The following is a 21,107-nucleotide window of genomic DNA, read 5'->3' as shown; positions in this document are numbered from 1 at the left end:
CGAAGCCGAAGCTGAAGTCGACGCCTGCGCTAGCTTCTTCGCTGCTGACCTTGGGGGCCGGTGAGGTCACGGGGTGCCTCCTGTGGGTGGGTGGTGTGGGGGAAGGACGCTGCTGGTCCGGTTTTACCAGGTGGCGCCGGGGTGGGCGCGGGCCAGGACCTGCATTTCTGCCAGGATGTGGCCGCGGGCCTCGCTCATGACGCCGGAGCGGTCGCCGCCGCGGGCCTGGGGCACATCGGGTACCTGCAGCTGGGCTTCTTCGATGGTGGCGGTCAGGCGCCTGTCGAAGTTCTCGCGCAGGGTGGAGGGGAGCACGGCGATACCGGGCAGGGCGGCTGCGTCGTCGAAGTCGTAGAAGAGTTCGTCGATGTAGGGCCACATGTAGTAGAGGCCTTCTTGCATACGGCGGTTAGATTCTTCGGTGCCGATACCCAGGCGCAGGGTCCAGGCGGTGGCGTGGTCCTGGTGGTAGGCGACTTCTTTGAGGGCTTTGGCGGCAATCGCTGCCAGGGTGGGGTCTTCAGACTTCACCAGGGCTGAGTAGAGCTCATGCTGGTAGTAGCTGAAGATAAGCTGGCGGGCGATAGTCTGCCCGAAATCCCCATTTTCCTGTTCGGGCAGGCGGGCTGAGCGGAACTCTTCTTCGTCGCGGAAGTAGGCCAGGTCGTCCTCGGTCTTGCCCCAGGCGGTGCCCGCGTAGGTGAGGAAGAAGCGGGCGTGGCCGATCAGGTCGAGGGCGATGTTGCCCAGGGCGATGTCTTCTTCGAGTTCGGGGGCGCGGGAGATCCAGTGGGATAGGCGCTGGCCGAGCATGAGGGCGTCGTCGCCCAGGGCCAGGGCGTAGCGGGCGACTTCTTCGCTGGCCTTGACGCCGGAGGCGGCGATGTCTTCAGCGATGATGGATTCGCCTTCGCTGTGGCGGGTGGCTGATTCGAAGGAGGCGTAACTCATAGGTGCTTCACCCCTTCGCTCTTGGTGTAGTAGGTGGCGTGGCGGTAGCTCTTGCCCTGGGAGGATTCAAAGAAGCCGCCCTTGGAGTCTGGGTCGGAGGCCAGGATTGCTTCGGCGGGGACGACCCAGACGCTGGTTCCTTCGTTGCGGCGGGTGTAGAGGTCGCGGGCGTTGCGCAGGGCCATGGTGGCGTCGGGGGCGTGGAGGGATCCCGCGTGGACGTGGGAGAGGCCGCGGGAGGACCGGACGAAGACCTCCCAGAGGGGCCATTCGTTGGATTCGGGCAGGTGTGTGATCTTGTCGGTCATGGTTAGGCTCCTAGCAGTTCGGAGTGCTGTTCAGCGGTTTTACGGGCGTAGGCGGCTGCTGCTTCGCGTACCCAGGCGCCTTCTTCGTGGGCGGCGCGGCGGCGCTGCATGCGCTGGACGTTGCAGGGACCCTGGCCTGAGATGACGGAGTTGAACTCGTCCCAGTCCAGCGGGCCGTAGTCGTAGTGGCCGCGTTCTTCGTTCCATTTGAGGTCGGGGTCGGGCAGGGTAAGGCCGAGGGCTTCTGCCTGGGGGACCAGCATGTCGATGAAGCGCTGGCGCAGCTCGTCGTTGGAGAAGCGCTTGATGTTCCAGGCCATGGACTGCTGGGAGTTGGGGGAGTCGGCGTCCGGCGGGCCGAACATTTGCAGGGCGGGGCCGTAGAAACGGTTGACGGCGTCCTGGGCCATCTTCTTCTGGGCGGGTGTGCCGTGGGAGAGTTCGTAGAGGATCTCCCAGCCCTGGCGCTGGTGGAAGGATTCTTCCTTGCAGATACGAACCATGGCGCGGCCGTAGGGGCCGTAGGAGGCGCGGCAGAGGGGGACCTGGTTGCAAATGGCAGCCCCGTCAACCAGCCAGCCGATAGCACCCATGTCTGCCCAGGTGCGGGCGGGGTAGTTGAAGATGGAGGAGTACTTGGCGCGGCCGTCTAGGAGCTGCTCGTTGAGAATATGACGCGGGGTGCCCAGGGTTTCGGCGGCGGAGTAGAGGTAGAGGCCGTGGCCGGCTTCGTCCTGCACCTTGGCCATGAGAATAGCCTTGCGCTTGAGGGAGGGGGCGCGGGTAATCCAGTTGGCTTCGGGCTGCATGCCGATGATTTCAGAGTGGGCGTGCTGGGAGACCTGGCGGGTGAGGGTTTTGCGGTACTTTTCGGGCATCCAGTCGCGGGGCTCGACACGGGAGTCGTCGGCAATGAGTTGGTCGAAGTAGGCCTGCTCGGCGGTGGTGTCGGCGGGCGCGACGTCCGCTAGGGCGGTGAGGCCTTGGCTCTTCGTCGTTGAAGTCATGAGGGGCTCCTTGCGGGTGAGGGGGTGTGGTTCCCTAGTCTCAAATAATTACTGACCGTTCGTTCAGAATATATTGCGGACGGGGGTGCGGTCAAGAATGTGGGGCGTCACACGTTGCGTGTGTTGCCAGCTCCTCTTTCTTGAAGATGTGGCACCCCACCAGGGTGGGTACATGTCGAGGCGGGAAGTTGGGGGAGAGGTGTCAAACCTGCCCCGCGTAATATCTCGGGTGACTCTAGGAACTCACCCCCTTTTTATGTATCGTGTGAGCTGATGCACAGCAACATGTGCTCCCACCCACTGAAAGGAGCTTCAAGGATGAAGCAGCTCACCCACTACGTCGGCGGCGCCCACCGCGAAGGAACCTCAGGTCGCTTCGCCGACGTCTACAACCCCAGCACCGGCGAGGTTCAGGCCCAGGTGCCCCTGGCGTCCGCCGACGAAGTCCGCGAGGTTATCGCCAATGCGGCAGAAGCCCAGGTTAAGTGGGCAGCCACCAACGCCCAGAAGCGGGCCCGAATCCTGCACCGCTTCGTTGACCTGGTCAACCAGCACGCCGACGAGCTGGCAGAAATGCTCTCCCTCGAACACGGTAAGACCGTAGCCGACGCCCACGGCGACATCCAGCGCGGCCTCGACGTCGTCGAATTCGCCACCGCCGCCCCCCACCTGCTCAAGGGCGAATATTCCGACGCCGTCGGCACCGGTATTGACGTTTACTCCATGCGCCAGCCCCTGGGCGTCGTCGCCGGTATCACCCCCTTCAACTTCCCGGCCATGATCCCCCTCTGGAAGAGTGGCCCCGCCATTGCTGCCGGTAACGCCTTCGTCCTCAAGCCCTCAGAACGCGACCCCTCCGTCCCCCTGCGCCTGGCAGAGCTTTGGACCGAGGCCGGCCTGCCCGACGGCATCTTCAACGTCGTCAACGGCGATAAGGAAGCCGTCGACACCCTGCTCGATGACCCCCGCGTTAAGGCCGTCGGCTTCGTAGGCTCCACCCCCATTGCCCAGAGCATCTACGAGCACGCCGCCCGCACCGGCAAGCGTGCCCAGTGCTTCGGTGGCGCCAAGAACCACCTGATCATCATGCCCGACGCCGACCTCGACCAGGCCGCCGACGCCCTCATCGGCGCTGCCTACGGCTCCGCCGGTGAGCGCTGCATGGCCATCTCGGTTGCCGTACCCGTCGGCCAGGCCACCGCCGACGCCCTGGTTGCAAAGCTGGTCGAACGCACCAAGACCCTCAAGGTCGGCCACGCCCTTGACCCCGAGGCTGACTTCGGCCCCGTCGTCGCCGCCAGCGCCCTCGAACGCATCGAAGGCTACATCGCCGCCGGTGAGAAGGAAGGGGCCAAGCTCCTGGTGGACGGCCGCGGCGTCAAGGTCGAAGGCCACGAGGGCGGCTACTACGTTGGCGCTACCCTCTTCGATGAGGTCACCACCGACATGTCCATCTACCGCGAAGAAATCTTCGGGCCCGTCCTCTGCGTCGTCCGCACCGAAAGCTTCGAAGAAGCCCTGGCCCTGCCCACCAACCACGAGTTCGGCAACGGCGTAGCCATCTACACCCGCGACGGCGACACCGCCCGCGAATTCGCCCGCCGCGTCGACGTCGGCATGGTCGGTGTGAACGTACCGATCCCCGTGCCGATCGCCTACTACACCTTCGGCGGCTGGAAGGCCTCCGGCTTCGGCGACCTCAACCAGCACGGCCCCGACGCCTTCCGCTTCTACACCAAGACCAAGACCGTCACCAGCCGCTGGCCCTCCGGCATTAAGGAAGGCGCCAGCTTCGTCATGCCCACCGGCAACTAGGAGGCCCCCGTGACCGATACGCCCGGCACCCAGCCGACCGAGAGCGTCCTGACCGAAAAGCGCGGCAGCCTGGGGGTTATCACCCTCAACCGCCCCCGCGCGGTCAACGCCCTGAACTACGAGATGATGCAGCTCATGAACGCGGCCCTCGACGACTTCGAAACCGACGAGAGCGTGCAGGCTGTGCTTCTGCGCGGGGCAGGCGACCGCGGCCTCTGCGCAGGCGGCGACGTGGTAGCCCTCTATCAGGCCACCGGCGAAGACCCCGCCCAGGGGGTTGAGTTCTTCCGCGTGGAGTACGCCCTTGACCTGCGGATTGCCCGCTACCCCAAGCCCTTCGTCGCCCTCATGGACGGCCTGGTGCTGGGCGGCGGCGTCGGCGTCTCTGCCCATAGCGCCTACCGGATCGTCACCGAACGCACCCGCACCGGCATGCCCGAAACCGTCATTGGCTTCTGCCCCGACGTCGGCGGCCTCAACATCCTGGCCCGCGCCCCGCAGAACCTGGGCACCCTCATGGCGGTCACCGGCCTGCATGTGACCGGGGCGGACGCGCTCGCTGTCGGTATGGCTGATTATTTCGTGCCGTCTGAGAAGCTCGACGAGTTGGCTTCTGCCCTGGAGAAAATTACCGGGGCGGACGCCGTTGAGCAGGTAATCTCCGGGTTTGCGCAGCAGGCCCCCTCATCCCAGCTGGTGGAGAACGCCTCCTGGATTGAGGGCGCTTTTGCCGCAGATTCTGTGGAGGAGATTATTGAGGCGGTTCAGGCGGTGGCTGAGTCCGGTGAGGACGGGGCCGAGTACGCTGGTACGGTTCTGGCAGCCCTACAGAAGAACGGGCCGACCGGTATGAAGGTTGCCCTGGAGGCTGTGCGCCGGGCCGGGAGCCAGAGCCTGGCTGAGACCCTGAATCAGGATTTCGTGACCTCCTGTAACGCCCTGGCCCATCACGATATGCGTGAGGGTATCCGGGCCCAGGTGGTTGATAAGGACCGTAACCCGCAGTGGTCCCCTGCCAGCTTGGCTGAGGTCTCGCGCGAGGACGTCCTGGCCTTCTTCACCCCCACAGAAGCGGGGGAGCTGGGCCTAGTCTAGGCTCCATCCTTCCAGCACCCCCTTGGTTCTCTCTTGACCCCCGTGATTCTCTCAGGGGGCAAGAGAGAACCAAGGGGGTGTTGTTTTAAGTCTTTAAAGAAACTGCGGGGTTTCCTTCGAACTGCGGTAGGAAGAACCGCATCTCGAAGGAAACCCCGCATCTGGCGGGAGCCATTACTACCCGCCCGGTCTAGGCCTGGTCTGTGAGCCTAGCCCTTGAGGTCCGGGAAGTCCGTGTCAGCGAACTCGTGGCCGTAGCCCTCGGTGGTGGTGCGGGCGGCCAGGGCAGCGGCGGTCTTCTCACCGTGACGGCCGTGGAACTCATTCTCACGGGCCCGCAGCTCGACGCGACGGATCTTGCCTGAGATAGTCTTGGGCAGTTCGTAGAACTCAATACGGCGAATACGCTTGTAGGCGGCGAGGTTCTCACGCAGGAAGCCCAGGATGTCCTTGGCGGTCTCAGTGGTTGGCTCGTGGCCTGCAGCCAGCACAATGTAGGCCTTGGGCACAGCCAGACGGATCTCATCGGGTGAGGGCACGACGGCCGCCTCAGCAACTGCCGGGTGCTCAATTACCACGGATTCCAGTTCGAAGGGGGAGAGCTTGTAGTCAGAGGCCTTGAAGACGTCATCGGCGCGACCAACGTAGGTCAGCACCCCGTTCTCGTCCCGCTCAGCAATATCGCCGGTGTGGTAGTAGCCGTTGCGCATGGTGTCAGCGGTTTTTTCCTCGTCGCCCTTGTACTGGGTCATGAGGCCCAGCGGACGCTTGGAGAGGTCAATGCAGATCTCACCCTCGGTCTCGGAAATCTCGTCGGTGGCCGGGTCGATCAGCACGATTTCGTAGCCGGGCAGGGGCTTGCCCATGGCCCCGATCTTGATGGGCTGGCCGGGAGTGTTGGCGATTTGAACGGTGGTTTCGGTCTGGCCGAAGCCGTCACGAATATCGACGCCCCAGGCTGACTTGACCTTGGAGATAACCTCGGGGTTCAGGGGCTCACCTGCGGCAACGACCTTGGTGGGCGGGGTCTTCAGCTGGCTCAAATCAGCCTGAATCAGCATGCGCCAGACGGTGGGCGGGGCGCAGAAGCTGGTGACGCCGAACTTTTCCATGTTCTGCATGAGGGCCCCCGCATCGAAGCGGGAGTAGTTGTAGATGAAGACGGTGGCCTCGGCGATCCAGGGGGTGAAGATGTTGGACCAGGCGTGCTTGGCCCAGCCGGGGGAGGCGACGTTCAGGTGGACGTCGCCGGGGCCCATACCGATCCAGTACATGGTGGAGAGGTGGCCTGCCGGGTAGGAGGTGTGGGTGTGCTCTACCATCTTGGCGCGGGAGGTGGTGCCGGAGGTGAAGTACCAGAGGAGGGGCTCATCCCCGCGGGTTTCGGCGTCGGGGGTAAAGTCTTCGGACGCGGTTGCGGCGTCGAGGTAGGACAGGTGGGGGTGCTTGGTGATAGCACCCTCGGTTTTGCCGTCGGTCTGGATGACGGTGAAATCACCGTCGACGCGTTCGAACTTGGCGACGTTCTTGCCGTTGGTGATGACCCAGGCAACTGTGCCTCGGGCGATGCGTTCGTCGAGGTCAATGGGTTCGAGCATTTCGGTGGAGGGCATGAGGATAACGCCCAGTTTGATGCCTGCGAGCATGAGTTCCCAGAGTTCGACCTGGTTGCCGAGCATGAGGATGACGCGGTCGCCGCGCTTGACGCCGACGGAGCGCAGCCAGTTTGCGACCTGGGAGGAGCGGGCTGCCAGTTCTGAGAAGGACCGCTGGACGTGGCTGCCGTCCTGCTCGGCGATGATGAGGGCGGGGGCGTCCTTACGCTCGGGGTTTTCGGCGATCTTGTCGAACCAGTCGAGGGCAAAGTTGAAGTGTTCGAACTGGGGCCAGACGAACTGTTCGCGGGCGGCTTCGTAGTCTTCTCGGAGGGCAACGAGTTGGTCGCGGGCTGCGCGGAACTGCTCTGTAACGCTCATGGGGGAACCTCTCTGTTGGGTGGCCACCTATCGGGCAAGTGGCTTGTATCACTAGTAAGTGCTGTGTGTCACTATAGGTGACGGCATGGAGGTCTACAAGCACTTTTCAAAAATCTCTACATATGCCCTAGACGCTGTCGTAACGAAGCGGTATTTTTCTGAAGTTTGTTCAAAAAATGCCGATAGGCCGGTAGATTCTGTACTAAATATGGCTTAACTCACACGCCTTCCGTTTGGTCTGGTATCCGGCCCGGAAGGTTGCAGACGACGACGTTGCATGACACGAGGAGAATACGAATGACGAGCACCCATATCCGCGGCATGGTCAAAAATCCGCCCGAAAAGCCCCTGCCTTTCCCTGACATTGATCCCTTTGGCGTCCTGAACCTCCTTCCCGAGGATGAAAAGGAATGGTTCTTGCGTATCCGGAAGTACCTGCAGGAGGAAGTGCGTCCCCAGATCGTTGACTACTGGAACACTGAGGAGTTCCCCCTGCACCTGCTGAAGGGGATGGCTGAGGTGGGCCTGGCCCGCCTGGAAACCAGCGGTACCTCCTGGCTCTTCCGCGGCCTGGCCTATGCTGAGGTGACCCGCGTGGACGTCTCCCTCTCGGCCCTGGTGGGTATCCATAATGAGCTGGTGCTGGGCATGATTAACCAGCTGGGCTCAGAAGAGCAGAAGGCTGAGATGCTGAAGAAGCTTGAAACCTTTGAGCTGACCGGGGCTTTTGCCCTCACTGAGCCTGATCACGGCTCAGATATTGCCGGCGGCCTGGAAACCAGCGCCACCTTTGACGGCGAGAACTGGGTTATTAACGGCGCTAAGCGCTGGATCGGCATGGGCACTATTGCTGACTTTGCCCTGGTTTGGGCCCGGGACACCGCCGACCAGCAGATTAAGGCTTTCATTGTGCCCACCGATACCGAGGGCTACGAGGCCGAAAAGATCTGCAACAAGATTGGCCTGCGCGTCATGCAGAACGCCCACATTACCCTCACCAATGTGAAGGTCCCTGCCAGCGCCCACCTGCCCGGCACCACTAATTTTGATGCTGCCAATGAGATGCTGCGTAACTCCCGCGCCTGGGTGGGCTGGCAGGGGTACGGTATCCAGCTGGGTATTTTCGATATTGCCCGCCAGTACGCCACCACCCGCCAGCAGTTCGGCAAGCCCCTAGCTAAGTTCCAGCTGATTCAGCGGAATATTGCCGAGATTATGAGTAACACCCAGGCGGCTTTGGGCCTGATGATGAACTGCGCCCGTATGCAGGAGGACGGCACCCTCGATATGGTCCATGCGGCTATGGCTAAGGCCACCACCACTAAGCTGGCCCGTCAGAGCGCCTGGTTGGGGCGTGAAATCCAGGGCGGTAACGGCCTAACCACCGATTACGAGATGGCTAAGTTCTTTGGCGATGCCGAGATTCTTTACACCTACGAGGGCACATATGAAATCAACTCCCTCATCGTGGGCCGGGCCCTGACCGGCTACTCAGCTTTCGTCTAAACCTTTGTAAGGAACACAGTATGGATTTGAAAAATACTCTTGCCTTGGTCACCGGTGCCGCCTCAGGTATTGGGGCGGCGACCGCGGCCGCCCTGGTCGCCCGGGGGGCCCACGTCTATGGCCTGGACCTGCCTGCAGGTATTGAAAAGGCCGGGGAGGTTGACGGGGTTACCTTTATTCCCGCTGACGTCACCGATTATGCGGCAGTTGCGGACGCCCTGGCGCAGGTTGCTGGGGACGGTCGGCCCCTGCGGGTGGCGGTGAACTGCGCCGGTATTGCGCCGGGGGCCCGCGTCCTTTCTAAAAAGGGCCCGCATGACCCGGCTGTTTTCGCCCGCACGGTCAATATCAATATGAATGGAACCTTCAACGTGCTGACTGCCGCTGCTGCGGTCATGGCTGAGCAGGATCCGGCTGAGGGGACTACCTGCCGGGGCGTCATTATTAACACCGCTTCTATTGCCGCCTATGAGGGGCAGATTGGGCAGATCGCCTACGCCGCCTCGAAGGGCGGGGTGGTGGCGATGACCCTGCCTGCTGCCCGCGATTTGGCCCAGTACGGTATTCGGGTGAATACGATTGCCCCCGGCATTGTGGACACCCCGCTGATGGCCGGTATTACCGAAGAGTTCCGCGAGGAGCTGGCCAAGAACGTCCCCTTCCCCCAGCGCCTGGCCCAGCCTGCTGAGTTTGGCCAGCTGGCCGTCTTTATTGCTGAACACGACTACATCAACGGCGAGACAATCCGCATGGACGGTGCCCTCCGGATGGCCCCGCGCTAACCCCCAAATTTTAAGGAGTAAAAATGACTACCCTACCTACCGTTGCTTTCATCGGCCTGGGCCACATGGGCGGCTACATGGCTGCTAATCTCGTCAAGGCAGGTTACACCGTCCACGGTTTTGACCTGGTGCCTGCCGCCCTGGAGGTTGCCGAGTCGAAGGGAATTAAGGTTGCCGACAGCGGGGAAGCTGCTGTGGCCGCCTCTGACATTGTCATTACCATGCTGCCTGCTGGCCAGCATGTGCTGGGAGCCTATCGGGGGAAGGACGGCGGCGGCCTGCTGGGTGCGGCCAAGCCCGGTACCATTTTCATGGATTGCTCAACCATTCAGGTAGACCACTCCCGTGAAGCAGCTGCCCTGGCCCAGGAGGCCGGTATGCGGGCGGTAGATGCCCCTGTCTCTGGTGGCATGGTTGGTGCTGAGCAGGGCACCCTCACCTTTATGGTCGGCGGTGCTGAGGCGGATGTGGACGAGGTACGCCCCGTCCTTGAGGCTATGGGCAAGAAGATTGTTCATTGTGGCGCTAATAGTGCTGGCCAGGCCGCAAAGATTTGCAATAACATGCTGCTGGGTATCACCATGGTGGGTGCCGCTGAAGCCTTCCTGCTGGGTGAGAAGCTGGGTCTTGACGCCCAGGCCCTCTACGACGTGATTTCAACGTCCTCCGGTTACAGCTGGGCTGTGAACGTCAACTGCCCTGTACCCGGCCCCGTTCCCACGTCGCCAGCTAACCGCGACTACGAGCCCGGCTTCGCTACAGCCCTGATGAGCAAGGATATGGGCTTGGCTGTGGCGGCCCTTGAAACTGCCGGTGTCAAGGGCGAACTGGGCAACCATGCTGCTGATATCTACGCTGCCCTGGTTGAGGCTGGCCGTGGCACTAAGGACTTCTCTGACGTTATCAACGCAATCCGCGAGGCAAGCAAGTAGAAAGGGCTGCTGCTATGACCACCTATGAGAATATTCTGGTTGAAACCCGCGGCCGGGTGGGGCTGATTACCCTCAACCGCCCCAAGGCCCTGAATGCCCTCAATGATGCCACTATGCGCGAGGTTGTTGCCGCCGCAACCGACTTTGACCGTTCCCCCGAGGTGGGGGCTATCGTCCTGACCGGTAGCGAAAAGGCTTTTGCGGCTGGTGCTGATATTAAGGAGATGTCGTCCCAGACCTATGCCAGCATGTATGAGGCCGACTGGTTTGCCCACTGGGATAACCTCACCCGCCTGCGCACCCCCATTGTGGCCGCCGTCAACGGCTATGCCCTGGGCGGTGGCTGTGAGCTGGCCATGATGGCTGACATGCTGGTGGCAGGTCCCTCCACCAAGTTTGGCCAGCCCGAAATTAACCTGGGGGTCATTCCCGGTATGGGTGGCTCCCAGCGCCTGACCCGCGCTGTGGGCAAGGCCAAGGCCATGGACCTCTGCCTGACCGGGCGCTTTATGGGGGCGGAGGAAGCCGATCGGGCAGGGCTGGTTTCCCGCCTGGTGGAGCAGGACGCGGACGTCCTGTCCACTGCCCTCGAAATGGCAGAAACTATCGCTTCTAAGTCCAAGTTCGTGGCCCAGGTCTGCAAGGAAGCCGTCAATGCCGCTTTTGAGACCACCCTGGCCCAGGGGATCCAGTTTGAGCGCCGTACCTTCCACGCTCTTTTTGCTACCCACGACCAGAAAGAGGGTATGGCTGCCTTTGTTGAGAAGCGGGAGGCTGAGTTCAAGCACCGCTAGGGTCTTCTGACTGAGGACGGACGTGCGGGGCACCTTCCCTGCCTGATGGCGGGAGGTGCCCCGTATGTCGTCCTTGTGCGCAGGTGGCGCAGGATGTTACCCCCTGCCCCAAGGTCAGTGTTGCACGTTACATCAAAATGTGTCAGGCTTATGGGGAGATGAATAACTGACCAAATGTTCACTAAATCTGCAAGGAGGCAACGTGGCCACTGCACCCCCCATGCTTGAAGGCGATTACGCCACCGAATGGATGGGAATCCGTCTGGTCCACCTAGAAGAAGGGCACGCCATTATCGAGATGGACGTCAAGCGTGACATGCTCAACGGCTTTGGCTTCATCCACGGCGGCATGACCTTCGCCTTCGCAGACACCGCCTTTGCCCTGGCCTGCAACCACCACGACCCCGAGGAATACGCCAAGAGTATCACCGTCGGCGCTGGCGTCGATATTAACTACATTGCCTCGGCCTATGAGGGGCAGACCCTTAGGGCTGAATCCCGGCTGACCGCCCGGTACGGCCGGAACTCCATTGTGGACGTTACCGTGACCTGCGGCGAGAAACTCATCGCTGAGTTCCGTGGCCGCGGTCGATCTATCAACCCTCCAACCCCCACGGAAGGATAGCCTCACCATGAGCACCTATAAGGCCCCTGCCTGTAGCGTAGAGAACCCCTACACCCCGGCCCCCCGCGCCACCGACCCCGGCGCCCCGGACCCCGAGGAGTTGATGAGCCGGGACCAGATTGAATCCCTCCAGTTTGAGCGTCTGCGCTGGACCCTGCACTACGCCTACGAGAACGTCCCCGCCTACAAGGAACTCTTTGACAACCACGGCGTCCACCCCGGTGACTTCAAGGAGCTGGACGACCTCAAGCTCTTCCCCTACACCGACAAGGAATTCCTGCGGAAGGCCTACCCCTTCAAGGCCTTTGCGGTTCCCATGACCGACGTCCGCCGTATCCATGCCTCCTCCGGCACCACCGGCCAGCCCACCGTCGTCGGCTACACCGAAAACGACCTCGCCACCTGGAGCTCCCTGGTGGCCCGCTGCTTCCGCTTCTCAGGTATTAAGCCCGGCTACAAGGTGCACAACGCCTACGGCTATGGCCTCTTCACCGGCGGCCTGGGCGCCCACGCTGGTGCTGAGCGTCTGGGGGCAGCTGTGATCCCCATGTCCGGCGGTCAGACCGAGAAGCAGGTGCAGCTGATTCAGGACTTCCAGCCTGACGCCATTCTCTCCACCCCCACCTACCTGCTGACCATTGCTGACGCCTTCCGCAAGCTGGGGATCGATCCTAAGGAAACCTCCCTCAAGACCGCTGTGCTGGGTGCTGAACCCTGGACTGAAGAGATGCGTCGCGAAATCGAGCAGACCTTCGGCACCCTCAAGGCCTGCGACATCTACGGCCTGTCTGAGGTCATGGGCCCCGGTGTGGCCGGTGAGTCCTATGAGTCTCAGGACGGCTCCCACATCTGGGAGGACCACTTCCGCCCTGAAATCATCGACCCCTTCGATGACACCGTGCTTGATTTGGGCCGCCCCGGCGAGCTGGTCTTCACCTCCTTGACCAAGGAGGCCCTGCCTATTATCCGCTACCGCACCCACGATTTGACCCGCCTGCTGCCGGGTACTGCCCGCCCTGGCCACCGCCGCCTGGGCCGTATCACCGGCCGCAGCGACGACATGATCATTCTGCGCGGCGTCAACCTCTTCCCCTCCCAGGTTGAAGAGCTGGCCCTGCAGCAGCCGGAGCTGTCACCCCACTTCGCCCTGGAGTTGACCCGCCCCGGTCGTATGGACGAAATGACCGTCCGGATTGAACGCCGTGAGGACGCCAGCATGGAGGCTGCTGAAGAGGCTGGCAAGCGTCTGCTGCACGACATCAAGACCAAGATCGGCTCTACCTGCCGGATCGAGGTGCTAGACCCGGACGTCCTGCCCCGCTCCGTCGGCAAGATCCGCCGTATTTACGATTACCGTAACAAGCCCAAGGGTAACGAATAAGCCCACCCGCCTGCGGGCAGGTTTGTTAGCATGTAGGGAGCTCCCGTGCGGGGGCTCCCTACAGTGTCTGTGCAAGGAGATGAACCACCTGTGAGCAACCGCGTGTTACCACCCGCTAAGCGGGGCCGTCCCGGTTATGACCGCCAGGAAGTGTTGCGGGTGAGTGTTGAGGTCTTTAACGAGCACGGCTATGACGCAACCAGTATGGACATGCTGGCCAAGCGCCTGGGCTTGACGAAGAGCGCGATTTATCACCACGTTTCCAGTAAGGAAGAGATCCTTAAGGTTGCCCTTGACCGGGCCTTGGATGCTCTGGAAGAGGTTTTTGAGGCGGGCGAGAGTTTAGAGGCGGACGCCCGCGAGCGGCTGGAGTTTGTGGTGCGCCAGACCGTGTTTGTGTTGGCTGAGCACCTGCCCTATGTGACCCTGCTGCTGCGGTTGCGCGGTAATTCTCCGGTGCAGCAGGCTGCTTTGGATAAGCGTCGGGCTTTGACCGGCCGCCTGGCTGCCCTGGTAGGGGCGGCTCAGGAGGCTGGGCAGGTGCGTCAGAGTGCGGACGGACGCACCCTGGCCCGCCTGATTTTCGGCATGATTAATTCCCTGGCGGTCTGGTATGACCCGGCCCGCGGTGGCGACATCGAGGCCCTGGCTGACACTGTGGTGGATATGGCCTTTAGGGGAATAGCGGCAGACTCCCGCCCCTAGGGGTGGTGCAGGGTATCGTAGACCTATGACTGAAACCCACTCCGCGCCTACCTTTCCCGGCTTGAGTCCGGCGGGGGCGCACGTCCGCTCCACTAATCGCGGGGCAGAAATGCCCAGCCCGACCGGTAGGGGCACTACTGGCATTAATAAGCAGCCGGTAGATTCGCTGGAGGTTTTTGCCCCGGCACCCGGCTACGGTTCTGGTTCTGGGGTGAGCGGGGATTTTGTGGGGGACGCCAAGCACCACGGCGGTGCTGACAAGGCGGTTTACGCCTTTGCTCGGGAAGAATTGGATTACTGGGCCGGGCACCTAGGTGAGCCCCTGGGCAACGGGCAGTTCGGTGAGAACCTGACCACCGAGGGTATTACCTGGAGCCGGGTCCTCATTAATCAGCGCCTGGCGGTGGGCACGGCCGTGCTTGAGGTATCTGTTCCGCGCCAGCCCTGCCGCACCTTTGCCGACTGGCTGGGCCACAAAGGCTGGGTAAAAACCTTTACTGAGCGTCAGGACGCCGGCGCCTACCTGCGCGTTATCCAGCCCGGTACCATCACTGCCAGGGATACTATTACGTTTCTGCCTGCCCCCGACCACGGGGTAACTATGGGGCAGGCCTTTGCGGCCGCTATGGGCGACCGCGCCGCCATGCAGGCCGTGGTAGAAGCAGGTTGCTACCCGCCTTTCTACCACGACCGGCTCCTGGCTAAACTGGGGCGTTAGCTGGCATCAGCCTCGGCCATCGGCCAGGTCTTGGCCACCAGGGTTAGCACGTCGTAGGTGGCGACGATTTCGTCCTTCTGGTTGTGCAGCACCGCGTCCCAGGTGACCTCGCCGTATTCGTCGGTCACGCGCGGGGTAATCTTCTTGGCGGTAAGGCTCACGCTCGTAGCTGACCCTCTTGCCCAACCTCGCAAGCTCGGTTGATTCGCTCAAGATTTCTACTTCGCTTCGCGGAAATCTTGGCTCATCCAGCCAGCAGCTTCGCTATGAGCCTGCCTTACCTACCCCTTATGAATACCCCTTTTTATTAAAAAAGAAATTTTATTTTTCCATTTTCCTCCTCCCATATATTTTGGAAAACATCGCTTTCTCGATATTTAAAGAAAACTATAACATGGTGAGGAAAAACCACTAAATATTCATCCGAGAAGATATCTGCACTTTGTAAATCTTCAAAAACACCTATAATTGTTTGCGGAAACCCTTCAAGCAGTAAAATGTATCCATCGAATTCTTCTTCTGGAAATGAAAATGGTGATTTTTGACTGGGAGATTTCAAAGGGACGCACCGAGTCACCCTTTGAATACCTACCCAGTGATGTTCCTTCACGGGGTAGAAGTTGCACATCTTGAGGTTTTGCTGGACACAAATGTAGTCAATTGAGACATTTGGGAAATATTTTTTATGGAGATTTACATACCTCTCCACTTGATCTAGATCATTGAATACAGCAGCAATCTCATCGATTTCTCGAAAAATTATATAAATATTTTTAGTATCCACAGTCCAGGGTGCTTTTTATAGTATGAACGGATGTCTGCAAAATTCTTGTTCCAATCACTATTCTTCCAGAAGAAGCATGAAATCCCCAGATAATAAGAATAACGACCTCAAACACGTAAGGATAATAATTTTCGGTACAAATCTAGCGGAAACTTAGATACAGGCATTAGCCCACCAGATGCCCTACAGACACGCCTGAACGATGTACATTTCATGCAATGAACTCCTTGAGTACTTGGCCAGCCATCTTTGGCTGAACTTGGAATCAAAAGTGGAAGCTCTTAGGGGAACTCTAGCAGGACCATCTAGGAATACACAAGACCCTTTTGACATTTCTCCCTGGGAAGTCCAATCACAAAGACAGGCCAGGCCCACGGTGCACGTTGGCCTGGCCTAACCTATTTACTGTTCCCTGGGGCACACCAGCCTATTCGGCTGTCTCTGCCATAGGCCAGGTCTTGGCTACCAGGGTTAGCACGTCGTAGGTGGCGACGATTTCGTCCTTCTGGTTATGTAGCACCGCGTCCCAGGTGACCTCGCCGTATTCGTCGGTCACGCGCGGGGTAATCTTCTTAGCGGTAAGGGTCACGCGGATCGAATCATCGTAGGTGACCGGGGTGATAAAGCGCAGGTTCTCCAGGCCGTAGTTAGCCAGCACCGGTCCCGGGGCCGGATCAACGAAGAGCCCGGCAGCCCAGGAAACCAGCAGGTAGCCGTGGGCCACACGACGGGGGAAGAAGGGGTTAGCTGCCGCAGCCTCCTCGTCGGTGTGGGCGTAGAACTGGTCCCCAGTTTCGTTGGCGAAATCAGTGATGTCCTGTAGCTTGACCTCGCGCAGGTCAGAAGCGAACTGGTCGCCGATGGCCAGCTCGGCCAGGGACTTGCGGAAGGGGTGTACCCCCTCGCCCGACTCTACTTGGGCGCGGGTGACGGTTGCGGCGTCCGCCCCGGGGTGCCACACCCCGGTCAGGGCAGTGAGCTTATTGGGGGAGCCCTGAATGGCGGTGCGCTGCATGTAGTGCTTCATGGCGCGAACACCGCCGAGCTCCTCGCCGCCACCGGCACGGCCGGGGCCGCCGTGTACCAGGTGGGGTACGGGGGAGCCGTGGCCGGTTGAGGTCTTGGCGTCCTCGCGGTCCAGTACCAGGACGCGGCCGTGGTGGGCGGCAATGCCCAGGGCCAGCTGGGTGGCGGTGGTGTCATCGTGGGTGCAGACCGTAGCCACCAGGGAACCCTCACCCAGGGCGGCCAGCTCAACAGCCTCGGCCAGGTCGGTGTACTCCAGGACGGACGTCACCGGGCCGAAAGCCTCCACGGAATGAACCTCGGGGGTGCGGGCGTCCTCAAAGGTCAGCACCGTGACCGGGTAGAAGGAGGGGCCCTCGGGGGCCTCGCCGCGGAAGGCAATCTTACCGCCGGCCTCCACCAGGCGGGTCACAGCCTTTTCAACCTCGGCCTTCTGCTCGGGAGAGGCCAGGGAACCCATGGTTACGCCCTCTTCGCGCGGGTCGCCAACCACCACGCGTCCGGAAATCTTACCCGCCAGAGCCTCGACCACCTCAGCCGAGCGTCCGGCAGGCACCAGAACCCGGCGGATAGCGGTACACTTCTGGCCGGCCTTAGCGGTAATCTCCACCATGACCGACTTGATAAAGGCCTCGAACTCGGGGGTGTCGGCGGTGGCATCCGGGCCCAGAATGGCGGCATTCAGGGAGTCAGTTTCGGCGGTAAAGTGCAGGCCCTTGGTCTGCACGCTGGGGTGCTGGCGTAGGGTGCGGGCGGTGGCGGCCGAACCGGTAAAGGCGACGTGGTCGCGGTAGTCCAGGTAGTCCAGCAGGTCGCGGGCAGAGCCGGAAATCAGCTGCAGGGAGCCCTCTGGCAGCAGGCCCGAATCCAGCATGAGACGCACGGTCGCCTCGGTGACGTAGCCGGTGGGGGTGGCGGGCTTGACGATAGTGGGCATACCGGCGATAAAGGCCGGGGCGAACTTCTCCAACATGCCCCAGATGGGGAAGTTAAAGGCGTTAATCTCAACGGCCACCCCGGGCAGGGTGGTGTAAATGTGCTCACCGATGAAGGAGCCGTCTCGGGAGAGCTGCTCAACGTTGCCGTCGATGATGACGCGGGAGTTGGGCAACTCACGGCGGCCCTTGGAGGAGAAGGTGAAGAGGGTGCCGATACCGCCGTCCACGTCGATGTAGTGGTCGCGCTGGGTGGCACCGGTGGCAAAGGAAAGCTCGTAGAGCTCGGCCTTGTGGTCGGTCAGGAACTGGGCCAGCTGCTTGATGATGAGGGCGCGTTCGTGGAAGGTGAGCTTACCCAGGTTGGCCTGGCCGGTGGTGCGGGCGTAGTCAATGGCCCCTGCGGTGTCGATTCCCTCGGTGGAGACCCGGTAGATGGGCTCGCCGGTGATGGCGTGGAGGACGTCCTGGGTTGAGCTGGGGTTTTCCGGGGCCCACCAGGAGCCCTTGATGAAGCTGGGAACAAGGGTGGGGGTGCTCGTCATCGAGTGCTTTCCTTACTGTGAGACGGCCATGCGAATAAATGACCGAACGTTCAGTTATTGCTATAAACTATAGTTCATATCACAGGTGAAAGAAAGCCCTGCGCCCCGACGCAGGTTCATAGGAAAGGACGGCCATGACCGACGCACCCACCCCCGGCGAGCAGGTAGAGCTCTGGAAAATTACCTTAGGTGAACTGGACGAAAAAATGGGGGTAACGGTTCTTGAGGAGTCAGCAGAACGGGTAGTGGCCACCATGCCGGTGGAAGGAAACCGCCAGTCCCTGGGGCTACTGCACGGTGGAGCCATGCTGGCTTTGGGGGAGGCCGTGGGCTCCTGGGGGGCGGTGATTCATGCTTCGTCCATGGGTAAGGTGGCGGTGGGCGTGGACGTGAATGCCACCCACCACAAATCCTCAAAGAGCGGCACGGTGCGGGCAACCTCGTCCGCCATTCACCTAGGCCGCTCCCTGACCACCCACGAAGTCATTATCACCCACGAGGAAACCGGCGCCCGCCTCTGCACCCTGCGGATCACCAACTTCATCAAGTAGGTACCACCTCAGTTGGGTAGGTACCATTTAAATCAGAAAAACCCACCTAGTTCGTGGGTTTTTCTGATTTAAATGGTACCTACTGGGGAGGGGTTGGCTTAGAAATCCCTAAGTTCTTCAAGAGACTGTGCAAAGCGCGGCTCCATGACGCTCACGCTGTGGGCATCTAAGCCGTTCTTTCTAGCTTCTGAGACAGCCCCCTCAAGAACCGAGTACGCCGTCCGCAACCACTGCCTCGCCGTAGCTTCGGTTAACCCACAAAGACTAAGGATCTCCCGGTGAAGAACATCATGCAGGGCGTAATCCTCAGAGCCGTACAGTGACAGCTGATGAAAAGCCTCATCGGGTGTTGGATTAACGTCAAAGCTAGGAGCTAAGGACCAAGCCCCAGAAACGTGCAGGAACCCGTGGTTTCGTAGATGATCATCGGTATTGCCCAATAGATAGCCGAAAGCGAGGCGCCGCCACAACTCCCCTGTCTTGGCCCCATGCTCACGTGCAAACTCCAACAAATCAACCCAGTCGCCACCATCGCCGTCCTGGGCTTCGAGGGCGGTCATAGCAGAAATATAGGGAATGCGTGCCCCCTGAGGGGTGCGGTCAAAACGTCTTTGGAGATAAATCCGCCGGGGGTTTTCAGCCCCGTCTGTAACGGTCAGGGTTCGCCCCTGCGGTACAGTAATGCCAACTTTCTCCTGCAGAGAGCGTGCCGTAAACTCCCACCCCATGATGTCCCAGTCGTCTCCGATAGGCTTAGGGAACTTAGCCAGCCATAGCTGACCGTTAATCTTCACATTCGCCTTGGGACGAGCCCCGCCTAGAGAACCGGTTGCCCGAAAAAGCCGACGGGTCTGTAAATCTGGAATGTCAGTAAAGTTCTGTTCCACAGCATCTGCCGTTGATAGGAGCTGGGGTAAATCCACCTCAGCCGGAACGCCTGTTCCATCTGCTGCTTGGGCCACGCCCTCAAGCCAAAAACGCGTAGCCCCCTGTCTGCTGGCGTCATTTACCCCGAGAAGGTAGTCGTATTCCCCAAGACCAGTCTTACCTGCTGCTCGCTGCAGAAGCTTGCGCCCCCAGCGGTCGGGGGCGCTATCAGAAAAAGGCCCTAGCCCGTCAAAGGCCTGTGGGCCTGCTACAAGGGGTAGGGAAGGAGCTAGCGCAAAAGCACGCGGGTGAGCAAGGTAATCTGTGGTGTACGAAAAGACCCCGTTTCGATACGCGGGATAAAGATACCCGGCGACTACTTCTTGAGTGCCGATAAGGGTTGTCACAGTGACTTTAGGGTTCATTGCGCCGCCTTACCACTTTGGGGAGCTTCTCGTTGGCTCGGAGCTTGCCCACGTCGGTGAGATAAGGATCGGTTGCGGTAACAACTCCATCGAGCATGCCCAAGACTTTCAAGACCGTGAGCAGAATGTCGGAGCGAACGGGTTGACCAGACTCAATCTTTCGTAAGGTCACTACCGTGGTCCCTGCTCGTTCTGCGACCATTTGGGCGGTAAGACCCAGAAGTTTACGCTGGGCGGTTAGATTTTCGCCCATGGTGCGCTGTGCCCGACGGACGGGTAGGGGAATGTAGCCCACTGAAACCTCCCTTAAACAGAAACTTTTCTTTCAGTATAAGCCCCATAGTGAAAGAAAAGCTTCTGTTTGAGGCCAGGTAACCGCCTCTGCACCCTGCGGATTACCAGCTTCATCAAGTAGGTACCACCTCAGTTGGGTGGGTACCACTTAAATCAGAAAAACCCACCTAGTTCGTGGGTTTTTCTGATTTAAATGGTACCTACCGGGCGGGAGGGCCTAGCTGTAGTCGTAGAAACCCTTACCGCTCTTACGGCCCAGCTCCCCGCGGGCCACCATATCGCGCATGAGCTGCGGCGGAGCAAAGCGCTCACCCAACTGAGACTCAAGGTACTCAGCAATGCCGAGGCGGACGTCCAACCCCACCACATCGGTCAGGGCCAGCGGACCAATGGGGAACTTATAGCCCAGCACCATAGCGTTATCAATATCCTCCGGGCTGGCCACCCCCTCCTCAACCATACGGATAGCCTCAAGAGCAATCGCCACACCCAGACGCGAAGAAGCAAAACCGGGAGCGTCATTGACCACCACCGGGGTCTTGCCCAGGCCCTCAACCCAGAGGCGGGCAGCCTCCTTCAGCTCGGCAGACGAATGCTTAGACTGCACCACCTCCACCAGCTTGGACGCCGGCACCGGGTTAAAGAAATGCAGGCCAATAAAGTTACCGGGGCGCTCCAAAGACTCCGCCAACCCATCAATCGACAGCGACGAGGTATTGGACGCCAACCAGGCGTCCTCACCCAGCTGCTCTTCCACAGCCCGCAGGGCACCCACCTTCAGGTCCCAGTTCTCGGGCACAGCCTCAACCACCAGCTGGCGGTCGGCAAAATCACCGTAATCCACCGACACCGCAAACCGCTCGGTTAGCTCATCAAAATTACCGTCAAAAGCCCCGCGCTCCAGCGACTTAGCCAAATCGCGCTCCACGCGCTCGCGGGCAGCCTCGGCCGCCTGGGCGTCCCGCTCAACCACCACAACCTGGGCCCCGGCTAGCAGAAAAGCATGGGCAATACCCGCGCCCATGCGTCCGCCGCCCAGCACGCCCACGCGGGCAGGGACCTTCAACTCGTGAATTTCAGTCATC

20 protein-coding genes and 2 pseudogenes are annotated in these 21,107 nt (G+C 60.7%); 11 read left to right on the top strand and 11 right to left on the bottom strand.

Annotated elements, in window-relative coordinates; all coding sequences use genetic code 11:
- Positions 1–123 precede the first annotated feature (123 nt).
- Genes paaC through paaA form a run of 3 tightly spaced genes read right to left on the bottom strand, consistent with a single transcriptional unit; the run spans position 124 to position 2,266 of the window.
- Complete coding sequence (gene paaC, locus ACMXX3_RS05485; RefSeq protein ID WP_421083739.1) at positions 124–951, bottom strand: 1,2-phenylacetyl-CoA epoxidase subunit PaaC; 828 nt, start codon at positions 949–951, stop codon at positions 124–126.
- Positions 948–1,259, bottom strand: a complete 312-nt coding sequence (paaB, locus tag ACMXX3_RS05480; RefSeq protein WP_421083738.1) for a 1,2-phenylacetyl-CoA epoxidase subunit PaaB — start codon at positions 1,257–1,259, stop codon at positions 948–950. Before paaB ends, paaC begins: the two co-directional genes overlap by 4 nt.
- A 2-nt stretch (positions 1,260–1,261) precedes the next feature.
- Positions 1,262–2,266 (bottom strand): 1,2-phenylacetyl-CoA epoxidase subunit PaaA, encoded by a 1,005-nt coding sequence (gene paaA / locus ACMXX3_RS05475; protein WP_421083737.1) that lies wholly within the window; start codon positions 2,264–2,266, stop codon positions 1,262–1,264.
- Positions 2,267–2,584: 318 nt separating this feature from the next.
- Here paaA and ACMXX3_RS05470 point away from each other — a divergent pair, with 318 nt between their 5' ends.
- Both ACMXX3_RS05470 and ACMXX3_RS05465 read left to right on the top strand, forming a co-directional pair.
- Complete coding sequence (locus tag ACMXX3_RS05470) at positions 2,585–4,081, top strand: CoA-acylating methylmalonate-semialdehyde dehydrogenase (protein ID WP_421083736.1); 1,497 nt, start codon at positions 2,585–2,587, stop codon at positions 4,079–4,081.
- A 9-nt stretch (positions 4,082–4,090) separates the two neighbouring features.
- On the top strand, positions 4,091–5,176 hold the full coding sequence (locus ACMXX3_RS05465; RefSeq protein WP_421083735.1) for an enoyl-CoA hydratase/isomerase family protein: 1,086 nt from the start codon (positions 4,091–4,093) through the stop codon (positions 5,174–5,176).
- Positions 5,177–5,385: 209 nt separating this feature from the next.
- Here ACMXX3_RS05465 and ACMXX3_RS05460 read toward each other — a convergent pair whose 3' ends face one another.
- Positions 5,386–7,152, bottom strand: coding sequence for an AMP-binding protein (locus tag ACMXX3_RS05460; protein WP_421083734.1), 1,767 nt, complete (start codon positions 7,150–7,152; stop codon positions 5,386–5,388).
- 297 nt (positions 7,153–7,449) lie between these two features.
- On the opposite strand from ACMXX3_RS05460, the gene ACMXX3_RS05455 reads away from it, so the two are divergent.
- The 8 genes from ACMXX3_RS05455 to ACMXX3_RS05420 all read left to right on the top strand — a co-directional run bounded on the left by ACMXX3_RS05455 (position 7,450) and on the right by ACMXX3_RS05420 (position 14,595).
- On the top strand, positions 7,450–8,658 hold the full coding sequence (locus tag ACMXX3_RS05455) for an acyl-CoA dehydrogenase family protein (protein ID WP_421083733.1): 1,209 nt from the start codon (positions 7,450–7,452) through the stop codon (positions 8,656–8,658).
- A 20-nt stretch (positions 8,659–8,678) separates the two neighbouring features.
- Positions 8,679–9,440, top strand: a complete 762-nt coding sequence (locus ACMXX3_RS05450; RefSeq protein ID WP_421083732.1) for an SDR family oxidoreductase — start codon at positions 8,679–8,681, stop codon at positions 9,438–9,440.
- A gap of 23 nt (positions 9,441–9,463) precedes the next feature.
- Positions 9,464–10,372, top strand: coding sequence for a 3-hydroxyisobutyrate dehydrogenase (gene mmsB / locus ACMXX3_RS05445; RefSeq protein WP_421083731.1), 909 nt, complete (start codon positions 9,464–9,466; stop codon positions 10,370–10,372).
- A 14-nt stretch (positions 10,373–10,386) separates the two neighbouring features.
- Positions 10,387–11,166 (top strand): enoyl-CoA hydratase, encoded by a 780-nt coding sequence (locus ACMXX3_RS05440; RefSeq protein WP_421083730.1) that lies wholly within the window; start codon positions 10,387–10,389, stop codon positions 11,164–11,166.
- 202 nt (positions 11,167–11,368) lie between these two features.
- Entirely contained in the window at positions 11,369–11,791 is a 423-nt protein-coding gene (locus tag ACMXX3_RS05435; protein ID WP_421083729.1) for a PaaI family thioesterase, read from the top strand.
- A gap of 7 nt (positions 11,792–11,798) precedes the next feature.
- Entirely contained in the window at positions 11,799–13,172 is a 1,374-nt protein-coding gene (locus tag ACMXX3_RS05430) for a phenylacetate--CoA ligase family protein (protein WP_421083728.1), read from the top strand.
- Between the two features lie 90 nt (positions 13,173–13,262).
- Entirely contained in the window at positions 13,263–13,877 is a 615-nt protein-coding gene (locus ACMXX3_RS05425) for a TetR/AcrR family transcriptional regulator (RefSeq protein ID WP_421083727.1), read from the top strand.
- Between the two features lie 25 nt (positions 13,878–13,902).
- Positions 13,903–14,595: an MOSC domain-containing protein gene (locus ACMXX3_RS05420; RefSeq protein WP_421083726.1), complete on the top strand. Its 693-nt coding sequence runs from the start codon at positions 13,903–13,905 to the stop codon at positions 14,593–14,595.
- Here the strand turns inward: ACMXX3_RS05420 and ACMXX3_RS05415 are convergent.
- The 3 genes and pseudogenes from ACMXX3_RS05415 to paaZ form a co-directional block, all read right to left on the bottom strand.
- Positions 14,592–14,756, bottom strand: a pseudogene (locus ACMXX3_RS05415) (hypothetical protein); the annotation flags it as partial. The gene ACMXX3_RS05420 and the pseudogene ACMXX3_RS05415 sit on opposite strands and share 4 nt — an antisense overlap.
- 146 nt (positions 14,757–14,902) lie before the next feature.
- Complete coding sequence (locus ACMXX3_RS05410; protein WP_421083725.1) at positions 14,903–15,379, bottom strand: hypothetical protein; 477 nt, start codon at positions 15,377–15,379, stop codon at positions 14,903–14,905.
- Between the two features lie 427 nt (positions 15,380–15,806).
- Complete coding sequence (paaZ, locus tag ACMXX3_RS05405; protein WP_421083724.1) at positions 15,807–17,885, bottom strand: phenylacetic acid degradation bifunctional protein PaaZ; 2,079 nt, start codon at positions 17,883–17,885, stop codon at positions 15,807–15,809.
- Between the two features lie 134 nt (positions 17,886–18,019).
- Here paaZ and ACMXX3_RS05400 point away from each other — a divergent pair, with 134 nt between their 5' ends.
- The gene (locus ACMXX3_RS05400; RefSeq protein ID WP_237208523.1) at positions 18,020–18,436 is read left to right on the top strand and encodes a PaaI family thioesterase; all 417 of its coding nucleotides are present in this window, start codon (positions 18,020–18,022) and stop codon (positions 18,434–18,436) included.
- A gap of 98 nt (positions 18,437–18,534) precedes the next feature.
- Here the strand turns inward: ACMXX3_RS05400 and ACMXX3_RS05395 are convergent, their stop codons facing one another.
- The 4 genes and pseudogenes from ACMXX3_RS05395 to ACMXX3_RS05380 all read right to left on the bottom strand — a co-directional run bounded on the left by ACMXX3_RS05395 (position 18,535) and on the right by ACMXX3_RS05380 (position 21,106).
- Positions 18,535–19,398: a type II toxin-antitoxin system HipA family toxin gene (locus tag ACMXX3_RS05395; RefSeq protein WP_421083768.1), complete on the bottom strand. Its 864-nt coding sequence runs from the start codon at positions 19,396–19,398 to the stop codon at positions 18,535–18,537.
- Positions 19,399–19,470: 72 nt separating this feature from the next.
- A pseudogene (locus ACMXX3_RS05390) lies at positions 19,471–19,728 on the bottom strand (HipA N-terminal domain-containing protein); the annotation flags it as partial.
- Positions 19,718–20,023: a helix-turn-helix domain-containing protein gene (locus ACMXX3_RS05385; RefSeq protein WP_237200703.1), complete on the bottom strand. Its 306-nt coding sequence runs from the start codon at positions 20,021–20,023 to the stop codon at positions 19,718–19,720. The gene ACMXX3_RS05385 and the pseudogene ACMXX3_RS05390, both read right to left, overlap by 11 nt.
- A gap of 216 nt (positions 20,024–20,239) precedes the next feature.
- Entirely contained in the window at positions 20,240–21,106 is an 867-nt protein-coding gene (locus tag ACMXX3_RS05380) for a 3-hydroxyacyl-CoA dehydrogenase family protein (RefSeq protein ID WP_421083723.1), read from the bottom strand.
- Between the last annotated feature and the right edge of the window lies 1 nt (position 21,107).

Source organism: Rothia nasimurium (assembly GCF_049068285.1).
In the GTDB taxonomy this organism is placed as follows: Bacteria; Actinomycetota; Actinomycetes; order Actinomycetales; family Micrococcaceae; genus Rothia; species Rothia nasimurium_I.
The sequence above is the reverse complement of the archived record's forward strand: the minus strand, read 5'-3'. Positions and strand labels throughout refer to the sequence as shown.